We start from the raw sequence: 18,063 nt of genomic DNA, 5'->3' as shown, positions 1-18,063 counted from the left end.
GAGAGTGGAGGGACGTGTCGCGCTCCAGCCGAATGCACTAGAGCGGTGCACAAACGGGGAGCTAGTATAGAGGCCATCCGCGAGTGATGGCGACAGACGAATCGGCTTTTCGGTTAAGTTTTTCCGATTATTTTTCGACCGTTAGTCGAATGCCAGCGCCAAAGACTTCAAGGGATGTAGGACGTTTGCCTTGAAAGCGCGGGCAATCGGCTCCACATTGAGCACAATCCAGTATTTTCCTCGGGCGACATCGGTCGTTTGCGGTCTTTCTCGTTCGTGCCGGTTTTGCCGGCAAGAGTGATCCAGAGGTTTTTCATGTCTGAATTCCAGCTAGTCACCCGTTTCGAGCCCGCCGGCGATCAGCCGGAAGCCATCCGCCTGATGGTCGAGGGCATCGAAGCCGGGCTGGCGCACCAGACGCTGCTCGGTGTGACCGGCTCGGGCAAGACCTTCAGCATCGCCAACGTGATCGCCCAGGTGCAGCGCCCGACCCTGGTGCTGGCGCCGAACAAGACCCTGGCGGCGCAGTTGTACGGTGAGTTCAAGGCGTTCTTCCCGAACAACGCGGTGGAGTATTTCGTTTCCTACTACGACTACTACCAGCCGGAAGCCTACGTGCCGTCCTCGGACACCTTCATTGAGAAGGATGCGTCGATCAACGACCACATCGAGCAGATGCGTCTGTCGGCGACCAAGGCATTGCTGGAGCGCAAGGACGCGATCATCGTCACCACGGTGTCTTGCATCTACGGTCTGGGCAGCCCGGAAACCTATTTGAAAATGGTGTTGCACGTGGATCGCGGCGACCGGCTTGACCAGCGTGAATTGCTGCGACGCCTGGCCGACCTGCAATACACCCGCAACGACATGGATTTTGCCCGCGCGACCTTCCGCGTGCGTGGCGATGTGATCGATATCCACCCGGCGGAATCCGATTTCGAAGCGATCCGCATCGAGCTCTTCGACGATGAAGTGGAAAGCCTGTCGGCGTTCGATCCGCTCACCGGCGAAGTCATTCGCAAACTGCCGCGCTTCACCTTCTACCCCAAGAGCCACTACGTGACGCCACGGGAAACCCTGATGGGCGCGGTCGAAGGGATCAAGGTCGAGTTGCAGGAGCGCCTGGAATACTTGCGTTCCAACAACAAACTGGTGGAAGCCCAACGCCTGGAGCAGCGCACCCGTTTCGACCTGGAGATGATCCTCGAACTGGGTTACTGCAACGGCATCGAAAACTACTCGCGCTATCTGTCCGGCCGCGAAGCCGGCGCGGCGCCGCCGACGCTGTATGACTATCTGCCGCCGGATGCCTTGTTGGTGATCGACGAGTCCCACGTCAGCGTGCCGCAGGTTGGCGCGATGTACAAAGGTGACCGCTCGCGCAAGGAAACCCTCGTCGAATACGGTTTCCGCCTGCCGTCGGCGCTGGACAACCGGCCGATGCGTTTTGACGAATGGGAAAGCATCAGCCCGCAGACGATTTTCGTCTCGGCGACGCCGGGGAACTACGAAGCCGAACACGCCGGGCGCGTCATTGACATGGTGGTGCGCCCGACCGGGCTGGTGGACCCACAAATCGAGATCCGCCCGGCACTGACCCAGGTCGATGACTTGCTGTCGGAAATCACCAAGCGCGTCGCAGTCGAGGAGCGGGTGCTGGTCACTACGCTGACCAAGCGCATGGCCGAAGACTTGACCGATTACCTGGCCGACCACGGCGTGCGCGTGCGTTATCTGCACTCGGACATCGACACCGTGGAGCGGGTCGAGATCATCCGCGACCTGCGTCTCGGTACTTTCGATGTGCTGGTGGGCATCAACCTGTTGCGTGAAGGTCTGGACATGCCGGAAGTCTCGCTGGTAGCGATCCTCGACGCCGACAAGGAAGGCTTCCTGCGGTCCGAGCGCTCGCTGATCCAGACCATTGGCCGGGCGGCACGTAACCTCAATGGCCGGGCGATTCTCTATGCCGACCGCATTACCGGTTCCATGGAGCGGGCGATCGGTGAAACCGAGCGTCGTCGCGACAAGCAGATCGCCTTCAACCTGGCCAATGGCATCACGCCCAAAGGCGTGTTCAAGGACGTTGCCGACATCATGGAAGGCGCCACCGTGCCCGGTTCGCGCAGCAAGAAGCGCAAAGGCATGGCCAAGGCCGCCGAGGAAAACGCCAGGTACGAAGCGGAATTGCGCTCGCCGGGCGAGATCGCCAAGCGTATCAAAGCCCTGGAAGAGAAAATGTATCAGCTTGCCCGCGACCTGGAGTTCGAAGCGGCGGCGCAGATGCGCGACGAGATTACCAAGTTGCGCGAGCGGTTGATCACTGTTTGATTTGTAGTGTCTGAACTGGCCTCATCGCGAGCAGGCTCGCTCCCACAGGGTTCAATGTGATCCCTGTGGGAGCGAGCCTGCTCGCGATTGGGGCAACTCGGTCTCAGTGCGCTTCACCCGCCTTCAACCCCACCGGCAACTTCCTGGTCAGCAACACCGCCAGCATGCTGATCCCCAGCGCAATCCCGACAAAATGAAACGCATCGTTATAGGCCATGATCGACGCCTGTTGATGCGCAATTTCGCTGAGTTTGCCCAGTGCCGCCGTTTCACTGCCCAGTCGGTCGGTCAACGAGGCAATGCGCTCGGCCACCTGCGGATTGCTCGGCACGATCGATTCACGCAGGTAGTCAAAGTAAACCTTGGTCCGCGCATCCAGTAGCGTGGCGAGCAGGGCGATGCCGATGGCGCCGCCGAGGTTGCGCAGGATGTTGAACAGGCTCGATGCCGATCCCGCATCCTGGGGCAGGATGTAGGCAGTAGCGATCAGCGAGATGGTGACCATGATCAGCGGCTGGCCCAGGGCGCGGATGATCTGGATCTGATTGAACTGCGGCCCGGCAAAGTCCGGGTTCAGCACGCCCGACGAGAAACTCGCCAACCCGAACAGCCCGAAGCCCAGCGTGCATAGCCATTTCGGCGAGACGAACTTCATCAGCTTGGGCACCAGCGGGATCAGAAACAGCTGCGGCACGCCCATCCACATGATCACTTCGCCAATCTGCAGGGCGTTGTAGTTCTGGATCTGCGCCAGGTATAGCGGCAGCAGGTAGATCGAACCGTACAGCCCGACCCCCATTCCGACGCTGGAAATGCTGGATAAACCGAAGTTGCGGTTGCCGAGGATGCCAAGGTTGATCAGCGGATTGGGTTTGGAAAACTGTACGATCACAAAGGTGATCAGGCTGACCAGCGCGATGCTGCCCAGGGTCACGATCAGGTTCGATTCCAGCCAGTCCTTGCGATGGCCTTCCTCCAGAAACACTTGCAAGCAACCAAGCCCGACGCCAAGGGTGAGAATGCCGGTGTAGTCGGTGCTTTTCAGCAATTCCCAGTGCGCTTCTTTCTTCTCCAGGCCGTACATCAGGCCGGCGATCATGATCAGGCCGGGCGGGATGTTGATGTAGAAGATGTATTCCCAGCCCCAGTTTTCCGTCAGCCAGCCGCCGAGGGTCGGGCCGATGGAGGGGGCGAAGGTGGCGGTCATGGCGAACATGGCCATGCCCTTGGCGCGGTGGTGTTCCGGGAGTTTGATCAGGGTCAGGGTGAACGCCAGCGGAATCAGCGCGCCGCCGGTAAAGCCCTGCAAGGCGCGAAACATGATCATGCTTTCCAGGCTCCAGGCCATGGAGCAGAGCAGGGAGGCCGCTAGAAACCCGAGGGACACCCACACGGCCAGGCGTCGCGCCGACAGCAACTGCACGAGCCAGGCGGTGAGCGGAATCATGATGATTTCCGCCACCAGGTACGAGGTGGAAATCCACGAGCCTTCTTCCAGGGTCGCCGACAGCGCGCCCTGGATGTCCTTGAGCGAGGAGTTGGTGATCTGGATGTCGAGCACTGCCATGAAGGCGCCGAGCATCACGCTCATCACCGCGATCCAGTCCCGCCGTGTCGGTTCGCCGACCGGGCGGATCAGTTGATCACCGGCCATTGTCAGCGGCGTCTTTGCTGCTCACTTTGCTGGTGACGTCCTCAGGGGCGTCCTTGATGTTCACCTTGGCGGTCACTGACATGCCGGGGCGGATCTTGCCGCGCAGCGGGTTGTCCGCGGCGAAGGTCAGTTTTACCGGAATCCGTTGTACGACCTTGGTGAAGTTGCCCGTGGCATTGTCCGGCGGCAACAGGCTGAACTGCGCGCCCGAGGCGGCGAACAGGCTGTCGACCCGGGCTTCGATCGGAGTGTCGCTGTAGGCGTCGAAGGTCAGCTCGGCTTTCTGGCCGGGCTGCATGTGGCCGATCTGGGTTTCCTTGAAATTGGCCTGAATCCAGATGTCTTCGTCCGGCACGATCGACAACAGGTAAGCGCCGGCCTGCACGTATTGGCCGTTGCGTGCAGCGCGCTGGCCGATCAGGCCGCTGATGGGCGCATGGATTTCGCTGCGGGTGAGGTTCAGCTCGGCCTGGGCCCGATCGGTTTCGGCGTTGGCAATCTGTGCGTCGAGACGTTTGATCTCGGCGGTCAGTGCATTGACCTGCTGGCGCTGACTTTGCGCGTCGGCCTGGGCCTTGGCCAGTTGCGAGCGGGCGATGTGGGATTCGGCGGAGAGGGTGGTCACCCGCTCTTCCGAGACATAGCCGGGTTTGCGCAAGGTCTCGGCGCGAGTCAGGTCGATCTGCGAGCGACCCAGGCTGGCCTGGCTGGACGCGACTTGTGCTTCGCTGGCGGCAATCAGGCTGGCCTGCTGGGTCAGTTTGCTCTGGGCTTGCAGGCGCTCGGCCTGGCGAGTGGCCAGGACGGCATTGGCGCGGTCGACAGCGAGGCGGAAGTCGTCGCCTTCGAGTTTGACCAGCAACTGGCCTTTCTCGACATGCTGGTTGTCCTGCACCAGCACTTGGTCGATGCGCGCGCCCAATTGGCTCGACACACGGGTGATCTCGCCCTGGACATAAGCGTTGTCGGTGCTTTCATAAAAGCGCCCCTTGAAGAACCAGTGGGCAAACAGGCCCCCCGCAATCAACAGGACCATCAGCAGGAAGGTGAAGAGGCGACGCTTGAGTTGGGCAGGCATGAGGAAAACTGTAGTCGAGAAATTGTAAGAGAAGTTATCGGCAGGTGAATCTGGCATACAGCCGATAAACGGTAAATGCCGTCGGCCGATATCCGCGGCATACGGGCGTTACAGCCGCAACCTTGGCTTAAATGCCCTGTTCGCTGGAGCCGGGCGGGTGTCGCCTGTTACCATTCGCGCCTTGTTTGAACTTTGCTTTTTTTCTTTTCGAGACATGCCATGACCACCGTCCGCACTCGCATCGCGCCATCGCCTACCGGGGATCCCCACGTAGGTACCGCTTACATCGCCTTGTTCAACTACTGCTTTGCCAAGCAGCACGGCGGTGAGTTCATCCTGCGGATCGAAGACACCGACCAACTGCGTTCGACCCGCGAGTCCGAACAGCAGATTTTCGACGCCTTGCGCTGGCTCGGCATCGAATGGAGCGAAGGCCCTGACGTCGGCGGCCCGCACGGTCCATACCGTCAAAGCGAGCGCGGCGATATTTATCAGAAGTATTGCCAGCAACTGGTCGACCTGGGCCATGCGTTCCCGTGCTTCTGCACCGCCGAAGAACTGGACCAGATGCGCGCCGAGCAGATGGCCCGTGGCGAAACCCCGCGCTACGACGGCCGCGCGCTGCTGCTGTCCAAGGAAGAAGTCGCCCGTCGCCTGGCGGCTGGTGAGCCGCACGTTATCCGCATGAAGGTGCCGAGCGAAGGCGTCTGCGTGGTGCCGGACATGCTGCGTGGCGACGTTGAAATCCCGTGGGACCGCATGGACATGCAAGTCCTGATGAAGACCGACGGCCTGCCGACGTACTTCCTGGCCAACGTGGTCGACGATCACCTGATGGGCATCACCCATGTATTGCGCGGCGAAGAGTGGCTGCCATCGGCGCCGAAGCTGATCCTGCTTTACGAGTACTTCGGCTGGGAACAACCGGAGCTGTGCTACATGCCGCTGCTGCGTAACCCGGACAAGAGCAAGCTGTCCAAGCGCAAGAACCCGACTTCGGTGACGTTCTACGAGCGCATGGGCTTCATGCCCGAAGCGATGCTCAACTACCTGGGGCGCATGGGCTGGTCGATGCCGGACGAGCGCGAGAAGTTCTCGTTGCAGGAAATGGTCGACAACTTCGATCTGAAGCGCGTGTCCCTCGGCGGGCCGATCTTCGATATCGAGAAACTGTCCTGGCTCAACGGTCAGTGGCTGCGTGACCTGCCGGTGGAAGAGTTCGCCGCCCGCGTGCAGAAGTGGGCGTTCAATTCCGAATACATGATGAAGATCGCACCGCACGTGCAGGGCCGCGTCGAAACCTTCAGCCAGGTGGCACCGCTGGCCGGGTTCTTCTTTGCCGGTGGCGTGAACCCCGATGTCAAACTGTTCGAATCGAAGAAGCTGTCGGGCGATCAGGTCCGCCAGTTGATGCAGTTGATCCTGTGGAAACTCGAAAGCCTGCGTCAGTGGGAGAAGGACAGCATCACCGCGACCATTCAAGCGGTGGTCGAGTCCCTGGAGTTGAAGTTGCGTGATGCCATGCCGCTGATGTTCGCTGCGATCACTGGCCAGGCCAGCTCGGTGTCGGTGCTCGATGCGATGGAAATCCTCGGGCCGGACCTGACCCGTTTCCGTCTGCGCCAGGCGATCGATCTGCTGGGCGGCGTGTCGAAGAAAGAAAACAAGGAGTGGGAAAAGCTGTTGGGCGCTATCGCCTAAGAGCATTTGACCTTGTGTAGGAGCTGCCGCAGGCTGCGATCTTTTGACGTTGGCTTTCAGAAGCAAGATCAAAAGATCGCAGCCTGCGGCAGCTCCTACAGGTCCGCGTTCTGCGAAAACCTCCCGATTTTTCGGGGCGAGGGCGGTAAGTGATTGTTATGTCGGCAAAAAACTTTAAATTTTTTGAAAAATAAGTTTGACAGACTTTCGATACGCCCTTAAGATTCGCCCCGTCCTCAGCGATGACATCAACGATGAGGGGCTATAGCTCAGCTGGGAGAGCGCTTGCATGGCATGCAAGAGGTCGACGGTTCGATCCCGTCTAGCTCCACCAATTTACACTTCAAGGCCTGGCCACACCGGCCTTGAAGCGATCAACACTCAGCGTTGATCAGTTGTATAGAAGGGTTTGCGTCCCCTTCGTCTAGTGGCCTAGGACACCGCCCTTTCACGGCGGTAACAGGGGTTCGAGTCCCCTAGGGGACGCCAGTTTTACAGAAGCGATGTTGCAAGATGTCGCTCCGCCGCGAGGCGAAAAATCCGGGGCTATAGCTCAGCTGGGAGAGCGCCTGCATGGCATGCAGGAGGTCAGCGGTTCGATCCCGCTTAGCTCCACCAATTTTACAGTTCAAGGTCTGGCCACACCGGCCTTGAATCGATCAGCTCTCAGCACTGATCAGTTGTATAGAAGGGTTTGTGTCCCCTTCGTCTAGTGGCCTAGGACACCGCCCTTTCACGGCGGTAACAGGGGTTCGAGTCCCCTAGGGGACGCCACGATTACCCGCTCTGCGGGATTTTATAAGGGTCATTCAATTATTGAATGGCCCTTTTGTTTGTCTGGCGTTTGGCCAAATTCCTCCATTTCCAAAAAACTGTTCTTCAGACCAGCGGTCACACCCATGACTTGCTAAAATTTATTATGAGAATAATATTTCAATCGTAATATTCGGAGGCAACGATGAACGATAAAAAAGCTCAAACCCGCGAACGCATCCTCAAGGCTGCCAGCGCAGCGCTGATTCAGCGCGGCCCGGCCGAGCCAAGCGTGGGCGAAGTGATGGGCGCGGCGGGCCTGACGGTCGGCGGCTTCTACGCACACTTCGAAAGCAAGGACGCGATGATGCTGGAGGCGTTCAAGCAATTGCTCGGTCACCGCCGCGACCTGATTGCCGACATGGACAAGGAATTGACCGGCGAAGAGCGCCGCACTCTGGTGGCAGCGTTTTACCTGTCGCGCAAGCACCGTGATTCCTCCGAATCGGCGTGCCCGATCCCGGCATCGGTCGGTGAACTGGGACGGCTGCCGGAAGCGTTTCGTATTGCATTGAATGAACACGTCGAAATGATGGTTGCGCAGTTGGCGGCCAGTCCTGAAGAAACCGAAAAAGCCCTGGCCGACTTGGCCTTGATGGTGGGTGGGCTGGCTCTGGCGCGGGCGCTGGGGCCGGGAGAGTTGTCCGATCGATTACTGCGTGCCGCCAAATCGGCAGTGCGTTGACCTGAGGGCTGCGGCCTGAGGAGAATGCGATGAGCGCGTTAAAGTGGGTTCGTGGCGTTAATGGCACCTTGGGCTGGTTTGCCCCGAAACTGGTCGCTAGCAAAATGCGACTGGCCTTCATGACACCGCGGGATCTGCCGCCCCGTGACTGGGAGCTGCCGCTGTTGGCGAAGTCCGAGCGGATCACCTTGCGTTTCGGCCTCTCGGCGTTGCGTTGGGGGCAAGGCCCGGCCGTGTTGCTGATGCACGGTTGGGAAGGGCGGCCAACGCAGTTTGCCAGCCTGATCACGGCATTGGTCGATGCCGGTTACTCCGTGGTCGCGCTGGATGGTCCGGCTCACGGCCGCTCGCCGGGCAGCGAGGCGAATGTGGTGCTCTTTGCGCGTGCCATGCTCGAAGCCGCCGCCGAATTGCCGCCACTGCAAGCGGTCATCGGCCACTCCATGGGGGGCGCCAGCGCCATGCTGGCGGTGCAGTTGGGCCTGCGCACGGAAACCCTGGTCAGCATCGCCGCCCCGGCGCGGATTCTGGGCGTGTTGCGTGGATTCGCCCGCTACGTCGGACTGCCACCGAAAGCCCGTTCGGCGTTCATTCGCCAGGTCGAGCAAGACGTCGGCATGCGCGCCGCGACGCTGGATGTCGCTCACTATCAGCTGGATATGCCTGGCCTGATCGTCCACGCCGAAGATGACAGCATGGTCTCGGTCAAGGAGTCTCAGCTGATTCACGAAGCCTGGTTCGACAGCCGTTTGCTGCGCCTGCAAGAAGGTGGGCATCAGCGGGTGCTGGCTGACCCTCGGGTGATTGATGGCGTGTTATCACTGCTGGCCGGTCGCCGTCTGCAATCGCGCCAATCCGCTTGAGCATCCGTTACACTGCCCCGGTCGAAATTATCTGACCAGGGAGTCGGGCATGGGCTGGGATCGGGAAACGCCATTTATCATTGATCTGCAAGTGGGCGCCGAGGACATTGACGGGTTGGGGCACGCGAACAACGCGGCCTACGTGACCTGGCTCGAACGCTGTGCCTGGCGCCACTCCCAACGCCTTGGCCTGGACCTGGTCGAATACCGGCGGCTGGACCGGGCGATGGCAGTGGTGCGCCACGAGATCGATTATCTGGCGGCAGCCTATGAGGACGACGAGTTGCAATTGGCGACCTGGATCGTCGATTGGGATCAGCGTCTGAGAATGACCCGGCATTTCCAGTTGAAGCGACCCAGCGACAATTCGACCTTGCTGCGCGCGCAAACCACCTTCGTCTGTATCGAGCTGTCGAGCGGCAAACCCAAGCGCATGCCGGCGGAGTTCATCGAGGGCTATGGCCCGGCATTGCTATCGCTCTAACCAATGTAGGAGCGAGCTCGCTCGCGATGGTCGTCAACGATAACGCGACCAGCCTGGCTCCCCACGGTGGTCTCAGGTTTTTCGCGAGCAATCGAGCGTCGACCGGCTGCTCCTACAGGGGGGATCTGCGATGTTCTGCAGAGTCCTGCTGAAACCAGTAAACTGCCGCACGTTTTTCCTCGAGTGTGTTTTTCATGCAAATTGCCTTGGCGCCCATGGAGGGGTTGGTCGACGACATCCTGCGCGATGTGCTGACCCGCGTGGGTGGTATTGACTGGTGCGTGACCGAGTTCATTCGGGTCAACGACCAGTTGCTGACACCTGCCTATTTCCATAAGTTCGGCCCGGAGTTGCTCAACGGCGCCCGGACGGCCTCCGGTGTGCCGCTGCGTGTGCAACTGCTCGGTTCCGATCCGGTGTGCCTGGCGGAAAATGCCGCGCTGGCCTGCGAGCTGGGTTCCGAAGTGATCGACCTGAACTTCGGCTGCCCGGCCAAGACCGTCAACAAGTCCCGTGGTGGCGCGGTACTGCTCAAGGAACCCGAGCTGCTCAACCAGATCGTCGAACACGTCCGCCGCGCCGTCCCCGCACACATTCCGGTCACCGCCAAGATGCGCCTGGGCTTCGACAGCCCGGACGGTTCGCTGGTGTGTGCCACGGCCCTGGCCGAAGGCGGCGCCGAGCACATCGTGGTGCACGCGCGGACCAAGGTCGACGGCTACAAGCCGCCAGCGCACTGGGAGTGGATCCCTCGAGTGCAGGACGTGGTCAAGGTGCCGGTGTTCGCCAATGGCGACATCTGGAGCGTCGAAGACTGGCGGCGTTGCCGCGAGATCAGCGGCGTGGAAGACATCATGCTCGGTCGTGGCCTGGTGTCGCGTCCGGATCTCGCCCGGCAGATCGCGGCAGCGCGGGCCGGGGAGGAGGTAGTCGAGATGACCTGGGCCGAGTTGCTGCCACTGATCCAGGACTTCTGGCTGCAAGCCAAGGCGCAGATGACGCCGCGTCAATCGCCGGGTCGCTTGAAGCAATGGCTGGCGATGCTGACCCGCAATTATCCCGAGGCGGTAGAGCTGTTCACCGTGCTGCGCCGTGAGACCGAGCTGGATAATGTCTCGCATTTGCTAGGTCTGCCCGTGGCGGAAGCGGCCTGAATTTTTTTAAAAAAAGCTGAAAAAAATCTCTTGAAATGCAATCAGCGGTCCCTATCTAAGGATTACGCGATGCCGAATTCGGGTCGCGGAGACAAAAAACCTTGCTGATTGTTTTCAGGAGATTTGAATCATGGCTACTACATTTTCCCTGGCCCCACTGTTCCGTTCCTCGGTAGGTTTCGACCGTTTCAACGATCTGTTCGAGACCGCCCTGCGCAACGAGCCAGGCAGCAGCTATCCACCCTATAACGTGGAAAAACACGGCGACGATCTATACCGCATCGTCATTGCCGCGGCAGGTTTCCAGGAAGAAGATCTGGAGCTCGAAGTCGAGAAGGGTGTGCTGACGATCAGTGGCGGTAAACGCGATGCGAACGAAGACGTCACTTATCTGTATCAGGGCATTGCGCAACGTGCCTTCAAACTGTCCTTCCGGCTGGCGGACCACATCGAGATCAAGGCTGCCGGCCTGAGCAACGGTCTGTTGAGCATCGACCTGCTGCGAGTGGTACCGGAAGAGGCGAAAGCCAAGCGCATCCCGATCAACGGCACGCAGAAGAAGGCTCTGCAACACTGAGTCAGAGCCAGAGGTTGGACTGGGTGAACGTCACCCAGCCGACTGACACCAAAAGACCCCGACTTGTCGGGGTCTTTTTTTGCACTCATGTGAAGGAAACCGGATTTTTCCAGCCTGCACGCGTAATCGTTCGCGTGCATCGCGAGCAGGCTCGCTCCTACAGGGGGGGGGTGTTATTTCAATAGTTTTTGAAACTCCTCAACCGGCAACGGCTGACTGTGCAAATACCCTTGGTAGAAGTGACAGTCCAACCCCTGCAAGAACTCCAGCTGCTCTGCTGTTTCGACCCCTTCGGCAATCACTTTCAAGTCCAGGCTGTGGGCCATGGCGACGATGGCGCGGATGATCTCGGCGTCGTTCGGGTCGCTGGTGGCGTCGCGGATGAACGACTGGTCGATTTTCAGGGTGTCGACCGGCAAGCGCTTGAGGTAGGTCAGCGAGGAATAGCCGGTGCCGAAGTCGTCCATGGCGAAGCTCACACCGAGTTTTTTCAGGCGGCGCATTTTGCTGATGGTGTCTTCCAGGTTCTGGATGACGATGCCTTCGGTGATTTCCAGCTTCAACAGGGAGCAGGGCAGGCCATAGCTGGCCAGGCTGTTTTCGACGCTCTCGACAAAGTCGTTCTGGCGGAACTGGCGCGGGCTGATGTTCACGCACAAGCTGAATTTGTAAGGGTCTATCAAGCCTTTGTCGATCAGTTGCTTGAAGGCCTGGCAGGCTTCGTCGAGGATCCAGGTGCCGACCTCCAGAATCAGTCCGCTGTCTTCCAGCACCTTGATGAACTCGGTGGGTGACTGTTTGCCGAGCTCCGGATGATTCCAGCGCACCAAGGCCTCGGCACCGACGATGCGGTCGCCCCGGGCGTCGACCTGGGGTTGGTAATGCACGCGAAATTCGCCCCGGGAAAGCGCCAGGCGCAAGTCGGTTTCCATGCGCAGGCGTTCGCTCGCGGCCTTTTGCATGGTGTTGTGGTACATCTGCGCGGTATTGCGCCCCGAGTCCTTGGCACGATAGAGCGCGATGTCGGCGCGCTTGAGCAGGTCGGTCGGGGTCGAGCCGTGATCGGGGATCAGCGCAATGCCGATGCTTGGCGTCACTTGCAGGCGCTGGCCATCGAGGAACATCGGTTCGGACAGCAGTTCGCGGAGGGTGTCGGCCAGTTCGCGAACCTGGTCGCTGACCTCGCTGCGCGAGCCTTCGAGGCCGCTGAGCAGTACCACGAATTCGTCACCGCCCAGGCGCGCAACGGTGTCTTCCATGCGCACGCTGGCCTCCAGGCGCGCGGTGATGATTTTCAGCACGGTATCGCCCACCGGATGCCCGAGAGAGTCATTGATGTGCTTGAAGTGGTCGAGGTCGAGGAACATCAGCGCGCCGCGCAGGTTATGCCGTTTGAGCAGGGCGATCTGCTGGCTCAGGCGGTCCATCAGTAATGCCCGATTGGGCAGGTTGGTCAGTGAATCGTGGTAGGCCAGGTGGCGAATCTGCGCTTCGGCGTTTTTCAGCAGGCTGACGTCTCGCGCGGTCAACAGCAGGCAGGCGGTTTCATTGAGGGTGATCGGCTCTACCGAGACTTCGACGGTGAGCAGTTCGCCGCGCTTGTTGCGCCCGAGCATTTCCTGGTGATGAACCCGGCCCTTGATCTGCAGTTCCGCCAGCAGCGCCGAGCGTTGTTTTTCTTCAGCCCAAATCCCCACCTGATACACCGTGCGGCCCACCACATCTTCGGCCCGGTAGCCGGTCAGGCGGCAGAAGCCGTCGTTGACCTCCAGGTAGCGCCCGGTGTCGCGCTCGGTGATGGTGATGGCGTCGGGGCTGGAGTGGAACGCCTTGGCGAATTTCTCTTCACTGGCCTTGAGCGCCGCTTCCGAGCGCTGTTGCTGGGTGATATCGCGCAGCGTAGTGACGATGCAGGGCTGGTCGCCGACGCTGATCTGGCGGCTGGAAATCACGCAGGTCAGGACCTGTCCGTCCTTGTGCTGGACGAGAATGGCGACGTTGTTCAGGCCTTGTTCGCGGATCACTTGTTCGATCCGTCGCAGACTTTTCGCTGACGCGTCCCACAGGCCTATTTCGTCGGCGCTGCGGCCGATCACATCGGCGGTGCTCCAGCCGAAGGTCTGGGTGAAGCTGGAGTTGATTTCAATGAACAGGCCACTGTCCTGGTGGGTGACGCAGATCGGATCGGGGCTGACCTGGAACAGCGTGGCGAATTTCTCTTCAGAGGCCACCAGCCGTTGTTCGCGCTCCACCTGGTCGGTGATGTCGAGTAATGTGCCGGCCATGCGCACCGGCACGCCGTTGTCATCGCGGTAGAGGCGGGCGCGGCTTTCCAGGTAGCGCGAGCTGCCGTCAGACAATTGCACGCGGTAGGTCAATTGATAGTTGCCGGCCGGGCCTTCACGCAGGCTGCGGTAAGCGTCGCGCATGGTGTCGCGTTCTTCGCCGGGCACGCCTTCGAAAAACTCGTCGAAGGACTCGTGAAAGGGTTTGGCCTCCAGGCCGTGCAGTTGGGCGGCCCGTGCCGATCCGTAGAGCATGCCGCTGGGGATGTGCCAGTCCCAGGTGCCGAGCTGCGCGGAGTCCAGGGCCAGGTCGAGGCGTTCCTGGCTGTCCTTGAGGGCATGTTCGGCGATTTTGCGTTCGGTGGTGTCCAGGAACGTGCTCAGTAGATAGGGCTGGCCTTCGAGCTCGACTTTTTGCGCGCTGAGGATACCGTCATGGATCTGACCATTGCTGGCGCGAAACTGCACTTCCATGCTCACCAGTTCGCCTTTGGCCTTGGTGGCCTTGACCAGGTCGGCCCGTTGCTCGGGATACACCCACAGCCCCAGTTCCAGGGTGGTGCGGCCGATCGCGTTTTGTACCGGCCAACCGAACAGGCTTTCGAAATGCTGGTTGGCTTCGGAAATCAGGCCGTCCTCCTGGCGGGTCAGCAGGACCATGTTCGGGCACAGGTGAAACAGGGTGGCGAAGCGTTTTTCCGAGCTGCTCAACGCCTGTTCGCGCTGGCGCTGGTGGGTAATCTCGCGGATCACGCCGATCATCCGTGGCCTGCCGTGTTTGTCCGGCAACAGGCTGCCGTTGATTTCCAGCCAGTGCAGGCTGCCATCGGGCCAGCGGATGCGGTGATGCATCGCTTGCTCCAGCGGCGCGCCAGCGATGACCGCGTGGAAGGCGCGAAGGGTTTTCGCGCGATCCTCCGGGGGCAGCAGGTCGAGGTATTCCAGATCCGATGGCAACGGTTTGCGGGGGTCGAAGCCGAACAGCGCCTGCGTGCCCCGGGACCAGCTGATCTGCCCGCGCTCGATGTCCCAATACCAGGCGCCCAGGCGGGCGCCGTTGAGCGCGGCCAGTAATTGCGAGGCACTTTCCCAGCTCTGTTCGGAGCTTTTCGGATCAAGTGCCTGAATTCGCGGCATCGGCGGAATACGGTCTACAGATTTCGGCATTGGCAAGCCTTGAGCTGAGTTTGGGCTTTTGTTGCAGGAATTCTCGGCTCTATAGGAGTAGCACAAGTTAGCCTTGAGTCCCTGGCGGATCGAGTTGAGCGTCCAGCAAGGCCATGAAGGCCCGCGCAGCATTCGACAGCGTCCTTTCCGTGTGCAGGATATAGCCTAGCTGGCGAGTGAGCTGTATGCCCGGCAAAGGTATGCGTGCTACCTGGTCATCGAGCATGGTGCGCGGCAAAACGCTCCAGGCCAGGCCAATCGAGACCATCATCTTGATGGTTTCCAGATAGTTGGTGCTCATGGCGATGTTTGGCGTCAGGCCCTGGGCTTCGAACAGCCGTTGCACAATGTGGTGGGTAAAGGTATTGCCGCCGGGGAAGACCGCCGGGTGCCGGGCGATGTCCGCCAGGCTGACCTTGCCGTTATTGAGCAGTGAATGCTCCGGGGCGACCACGAAATCCAGCGGGTCGTCCCACACCGGGGTGGCCTTGACTAGCGCATGGGGTTCCGGTGCCAGGGTGATGACCGCCAGTTCGGCGCGTCCATGGAGAATTTCCTCGTAGGCCACTTCCGAATCGAGAAACTGAATATCCAGCGCCACTTGTGGGTAGCGTCGGGTGAACTCCCTTAATAAGGGTGGCAAACGGTGCAGGCCGATATGGTGACTGGTGGCCAGGGTCAGACGGCCGGTCACCTCGCCTGTGAGGTTGGTCAAGGCGCGGCGCGTATCATCGAGGACATTCAGAATCTGGTAGGCCCGCGGCAGCAGGGCGCGCCCGGCCTCGGTCAGGCTCACCTCACGACCCAGGCGATCGAACAGCCGCACCTTCAATTGCTGCTCCAGCCCGGCGATGCGTTTGCTGATGGCCGGCTGGGTCAGGTGCAGCCGTTCGCCGGCACCGGAGAAACTTCCGGTCTCGGCGATGGCAATAAAGGCATTGAGGTTGGCCAGGTCCATGGTTGCATTCCAGTTGGTTATCCAAAGCATAAAAAATATGAATTTGAGTTATTTAATGTAACCCCATAGGATCAGCCTCACAAGCCAGAGGGTTATTGAAAACTTTCAAGATCCGGGGCATAGAAACAAGCTGATGAGGAACCGTCTGATGGCCGGCAAAACGCTCTACGACAAGCTCTGGGATTCGCATTTGGTCAAGCAGCGCGACGATGGCTCTGCGCTGATCTACATCGATCGTCACATCATCCACGAAGTGACCTCGCCGCAAGCCTTTGAAGGTCTGCGTCTGGCCGGGCGCAAGCCATGGCGCATCGATGCCAACATCGCGACCCCGGACCACAACGTACCGACCACGCCGGAGCGCAAGGGCGGCATCGACGCCATCGTTGACCAGGTCTCGCGCCTGCAAGTGCAGACCCTCGATGACAACTGCGATGAATACGGCATCGTCGAGTTCAAGATGAACGACGTTCGCCAGGGCATCGTCCACGTCATCGGCCCGGAGCAGGGCGCAACCTTGCCGGGCATGACCGTGGTCTGCGGCGACTCCCACACCTCGACCCACGGCGCATTCGGCGCATTGGCGCACGGTATCGGCACTTCCGAGGTCGAGCATGTGCTCGCCACCCAGTGCCTGGTCGCCAAGAAAATGAAAAATATGCGGGTAACGGTCGAAGGTCAGTTGCCGTTCGGCGTCACCGCCAAGGACATCGTGCTTGCCGTGATCGGCAAGATCGGCACCGCTGGCGGTAACGGCCACGCCATCGAATTCGCCGGCAGCGCGATTCGCGACCTGTCCGTCGAAGGCCGCATGACCATCTGCAACATGTCCATCGAGGCCGGCGCTCGCGTAGGCCTGGTGGCCGCGGACGAAAAAACCGTGGCTTACGTCAAGGGCCGTCCTTTCGCCCCGAAAGGCGCGGAATGGGACCTGGCTGTTGAAGCCTGGAAAGACCTGGTTTCCGATGCCGACGCCGTCTTTGACACCGTTGTCGAACTCGACGCAGCCGACATCAAGCCGCAAGTCAGCTGGGGCACCTCGCCGGAAATGGTGTTGGCGGTTGATCAGAACGTGCCGGATCCTGCGAAGGAAATGGACCTGGTCAAGCGCGACTCCATTGTCCGTGCCTTGAAATACATGGGTTTGACCGCCAACCAGGCGATCACTGACATTCAGCTCGACCGCGTGTTCATCGGTTCCTGCACCAACTCGCGGATCGAAGACCTGCGTGCGGCGGCCGTGATCGCCAAGGGCCGCAAAGTGGCCTCGACCATCAAGCAGGCCATCGTCGTGCCGGGCTCTGGCCTGGTGAAGGCCCAGGCCGAATCGGAAGGTCTGGACAAGATTTTCCTCGAAGCCGGTTTCGAATGGCGCGAGCCGGGTTGCTCGATGTGCCTGGCGATGAACCCGGACCGTTTGGAAAGTGGCGAGCATTGCGCTTCGACCTCCAACCGTAACTTCGAAGGCCGTCAGGGCGCCGGTGGCCGTACGCACCTCGTCAGCCCGGCCATGGCCGCGGCCGCCGCGGTGAACGGTCGTTTCATCGACGTCCGTGAATTGATCCAGGGAGCGCAGTAAGCATGAGAGCATTTACCCAACATACTGGTCTTGTCGCGCCTTTGGATCGTGCCAACGTCGACACCGACCAGATCATTCCGAAACAGTTTCTGAAGTCGATCAAGCGCACGGGTTTCGGCCCGAACCTGTTCGATGAGTGGCGTTACCTGGATGTGGGCCAGCCTTATCAGGACAACTCCAAGCGTCCGCTGAACAAGGACTTTGTCCTCAATGCCGAACGCTACCAGGGCGCCAGCGTGTTGCTGGCCCGTGAGAACTTCGGTTGCGGCTCCAGCCGCGAGCACGCGCCGTGGGCGCTGGAAGAGTACGGTTTCCGCAGCATCATCGCGCCGAGCTATGCCGACATCTTCTTCAACAACAGTTTCAAGAACGGCTTGCTGCCGATCATCTTGAGCGATGCCGAAGTCGATGAGCTGTTCCAGCAGGTCGAGGCCACTCCGGGCTATCAATTGCAGGTCGATCTGCAAGCCCAGACCGTGACCCGCCCTGACGGCAAGGTGCTGAGCTTCGAAATCGATGCCTTCCGCAAGCATTGCCTGCTCAACGGCCTGGACGATATCGGCCTGACGTTGCAGGACCATGAGGCAATTGCGACGTTTGAGGCCAAGCACCGGGCTAGCCAGCCTTGGTTGTTTCGCGACGCGTGACTGATCCGACATTTCGGTAGGTAGGGCCGGCCTCTTCGCGAGCAGGCTCGCTCCCACAGGGATTTTGTAAACACTGAAAATCCAATG

14 protein-coding genes and 4 tRNA genes are annotated in these 18,063 nt (G+C 60.3%); 13 read left to right on the top strand and 5 right to left on the bottom strand.

Annotated features, from left to right (window positions below):
- Positions 1 to 167 precede the first annotated feature (167 nt).
- Entirely contained in the window at positions 168 to 317 is a 150-nt protein-coding gene (locus tag C8K63_RS30365) for a hypothetical protein (RefSeq protein WP_158273955.1), read from the bottom strand.
- Here C8K63_RS30365 and uvrB point away from each other — a divergent pair.
- Complete coding sequence (gene uvrB, locus C8K63_RS17185; protein WP_108217800.1) at positions 316 to 2,331, top strand: excinuclease ABC subunit UvrB; 2,016 nt, start codon at positions 316 to 318, stop codon at positions 2,329 to 2,331. The genes C8K63_RS30365 and uvrB overlap by 2 nt on opposite strands.
- Positions 2,332 to 2,434: 103 nt before the next feature.
- On the opposite strand, the gene C8K63_RS17180 is transcribed toward uvrB, so the two are convergent.
- Together C8K63_RS17180 and C8K63_RS17175 are read right to left on the bottom strand one after the other, a co-directional pair.
- Positions 2,435 to 3,925 (bottom strand): MDR family MFS transporter, encoded by a 1,491-nt coding sequence (locus C8K63_RS17180; protein WP_177413254.1) that lies wholly within the window; start codon positions 3,923 to 3,925, stop codon positions 2,435 to 2,437.
- 49 nt (positions 3,926 to 3,974) lie between these two features.
- Positions 3,975 to 5,063 carry an HlyD family secretion protein gene (locus tag C8K63_RS17175; RefSeq protein WP_108217798.1) on the bottom strand — a complete coding sequence of 363 codons (1,089 nt, stop codon included), beginning with the start codon at positions 5,061 to 5,063 and terminating at the stop codon, positions 3,975 to 3,977.
- Positions 5,064 to 5,282: 219 nt separating this feature from the next.
- On the opposite strand from C8K63_RS17175, the gene gltX reads away from it, so the two are divergent.
- The 10 genes from gltX (at position 5,283) to C8K63_RS17120 (ending at position 11,340) form a co-directional block, all read left to right on the top strand.
- Positions 5,283 to 6,764: a glutamate--tRNA ligase gene (gene gltX, locus C8K63_RS17170; protein ID WP_108217797.1), complete on the top strand. Its 1,482-nt coding sequence runs from the start codon at positions 5,283 to 5,285 to the stop codon at positions 6,762 to 6,764.
- A gap of 258 nt (positions 6,765 to 7,022) precedes the next feature.
- A tRNA-Ala gene (locus tag C8K63_RS17160) sits at positions 7,023 to 7,098 on the top strand.
- A gap of 79 nt (positions 7,099 to 7,177) precedes the next feature.
- Positions 7,178 to 7,253: transfer RNA gene (locus tag C8K63_RS17155), tRNA-Glu, on the top strand.
- 53 nt (positions 7,254 to 7,306) lie between these two features.
- Positions 7,307 to 7,382: transfer RNA gene (locus tag C8K63_RS17150), tRNA-Ala, on the top strand.
- An 80-nt stretch (positions 7,383 to 7,462) separates the two neighbouring features.
- A tRNA-Glu gene (locus C8K63_RS17145) sits at positions 7,463 to 7,538 on the top strand.
- A 184-nt stretch (positions 7,539 to 7,722) separates the two neighbouring features.
- Complete coding sequence (locus tag C8K63_RS17140; protein ID WP_108217796.1) at positions 7,723 to 8,262, top strand: TetR/AcrR family transcriptional regulator; 540 nt, start codon at positions 7,723 to 7,725, stop codon at positions 8,260 to 8,262.
- Positions 8,263 to 8,291: 29 nt separating this feature from the next.
- Positions 8,292 to 9,125, top strand: coding sequence for an alpha/beta fold hydrolase (locus C8K63_RS17135; protein ID WP_108217795.1), 834 nt, complete (start codon positions 8,292 to 8,294; stop codon positions 9,123 to 9,125).
- 49 nt (positions 9,126 to 9,174) lie between these two features.
- The gene (locus tag C8K63_RS17130) at positions 9,175 to 9,609 is read left to right on the top strand and encodes a thioesterase family protein (RefSeq protein ID WP_108217794.1); all 435 of its coding nucleotides are present in this window, start codon (positions 9,175 to 9,177) and stop codon (positions 9,607 to 9,609) included.
- 194 nt (positions 9,610 to 9,803) lie between these two features.
- The gene (locus tag C8K63_RS17125) at positions 9,804 to 10,763 is read left to right on the top strand and encodes a tRNA-dihydrouridine synthase (RefSeq protein ID WP_108217793.1); all 960 of its coding nucleotides are present in this window, start codon (positions 9,804 to 9,806) and stop codon (positions 10,761 to 10,763) included.
- 130 nt (positions 10,764 to 10,893) lie between these two features.
- Positions 10,894 to 11,340: an Hsp20 family protein gene (locus C8K63_RS17120; protein ID WP_108217792.1), complete on the top strand. Its 447-nt coding sequence runs from the start codon at positions 10,894 to 10,896 to the stop codon at positions 11,338 to 11,340.
- A gap of 173 nt (positions 11,341 to 11,513) precedes the next feature.
- On the opposite strand, the gene C8K63_RS17115 is transcribed toward C8K63_RS17120, so the two are convergent.
- Positions 11,514 to 14,792 (bottom strand): PAS domain S-box protein, encoded by a 3,279-nt coding sequence (locus C8K63_RS17115; protein ID WP_108217791.1) that lies wholly within the window; start codon positions 14,790 to 14,792, stop codon positions 11,514 to 11,516.
- Between the two features lie 67 nt (positions 14,793 to 14,859).
- Positions 14,860 to 15,750: a LysR family transcriptional regulator gene (locus tag C8K63_RS17110; protein ID WP_046038174.1), complete on the bottom strand. Its 891-nt coding sequence runs from the start codon at positions 15,748 to 15,750 to the stop codon at positions 14,860 to 14,862.
- Positions 15,751 to 15,898: 148 nt separating this feature from the next.
- Here C8K63_RS17110 and leuC point away from each other — a divergent pair, with 148 nt between their 5' ends.
- Together leuC and leuD are read left to right on the top strand one after the other, a co-directional pair.
- Complete coding sequence (gene leuC / locus C8K63_RS17105; RefSeq protein WP_108217790.1) at positions 15,899 to 17,329, top strand: 3-isopropylmalate dehydratase large subunit; 1,431 nt, start codon at positions 15,899 to 15,901, stop codon at positions 17,327 to 17,329.
- Positions 17,330 to 17,331: 2 nt separating this feature from the next.
- Entirely contained in the window at positions 17,332 to 17,976 is a 645-nt protein-coding gene (gene leuD / locus C8K63_RS17100; RefSeq protein ID WP_108217789.1) for a 3-isopropylmalate dehydratase small subunit, read from the top strand.
- Positions 17,977 to 18,063 lie beyond the last annotated feature (87 nt).

The sequence above is a fragment of the Pseudomonas sp. GV085 genome (assembly GCF_003050925.1).
In the GTDB taxonomy this organism is placed as follows: Bacteria; Pseudomonadota; Gammaproteobacteria; order Pseudomonadales; family Pseudomonadaceae; genus Aquipseudomonas.
The sequence above is the reverse complement of the archived record's forward strand: the minus strand, read 5'-3'. Positions and strand labels throughout refer to the sequence as shown.

What these genes read in the sequence shown, in the direction of transcription:
- C8K63_RS17175 (WP_108217798.1), bottom strand. Translation starts at nt 5,063, where the DNA reads ATGCCTGCCCAACTCAAGCGTCGCCTCTTCACCTTCCTGCTGATGGTC.
- leuD (WP_108217789.1), top strand. Translation starts at nt 17,332, where the DNA reads ATGAGAGCATTTACCCAACATACTGGTCTTGTCGCGCCTTTGGATCGT.
- C8K63_RS17110 (WP_046038174.1), bottom strand. Translation starts at nt 15,750, where the DNA reads ATGGACCTGGCCAACCTCAATGCCTTTATTGCCATCGCCGAGACCGGA.
- leuC (WP_108217790.1), top strand. Translation starts at nt 15,899, where the DNA reads ATGGCCGGCAAAACGCTCTACGACAAGCTCTGGGATTCGCATTTGGTC.
- C8K63_RS17125 (WP_108217793.1), top strand. Translation starts at nt 9,804, where the DNA reads ATGCAAATTGCCTTGGCGCCCATGGAGGGGTTGGTCGACGACATCCTG.
- C8K63_RS17130 (WP_108217794.1), top strand. Translation starts at nt 9,175, where the DNA reads ATGGGCTGGGATCGGGAAACGCCATTTATCATTGATCTGCAAGTGGGC.
- C8K63_RS30365 (WP_158273955.1), bottom strand. Translation starts at nt 317, where the DNA reads ATGAAAAACCTCTGGATCACTCTTGCCGGCAAAACCGGCACGAACGAG.
- C8K63_RS17135 (WP_108217795.1), top strand. Translation starts at nt 8,292, where the DNA reads ATGAGCGCGTTAAAGTGGGTTCGTGGCGTTAATGGCACCTTGGGCTGG.
- C8K63_RS17140 (WP_108217796.1), top strand. Translation starts at nt 7,723, where the DNA reads ATGAACGATAAAAAAGCTCAAACCCGCGAACGCATCCTCAAGGCTGCC.
- uvrB (WP_108217800.1), top strand. Translation starts at nt 316, where the DNA reads ATGTCTGAATTCCAGCTAGTCACCCGTTTCGAGCCCGCCGGCGATCAG.
- C8K63_RS17120 (WP_108217792.1), top strand. Translation starts at nt 10,894, where the DNA reads ATGGCTACTACATTTTCCCTGGCCCCACTGTTCCGTTCCTCGGTAGGT.
- C8K63_RS17115 (WP_108217791.1), bottom strand. Translation starts at nt 14,792, where the DNA reads ATGCCGAAATCTGTAGACCGTATTCCGCCGATGCCGCGAATTCAGGCA.
- gltX (WP_108217797.1), top strand. Translation starts at nt 5,283, where the DNA reads ATGACCACCGTCCGCACTCGCATCGCGCCATCGCCTACCGGGGATCCC.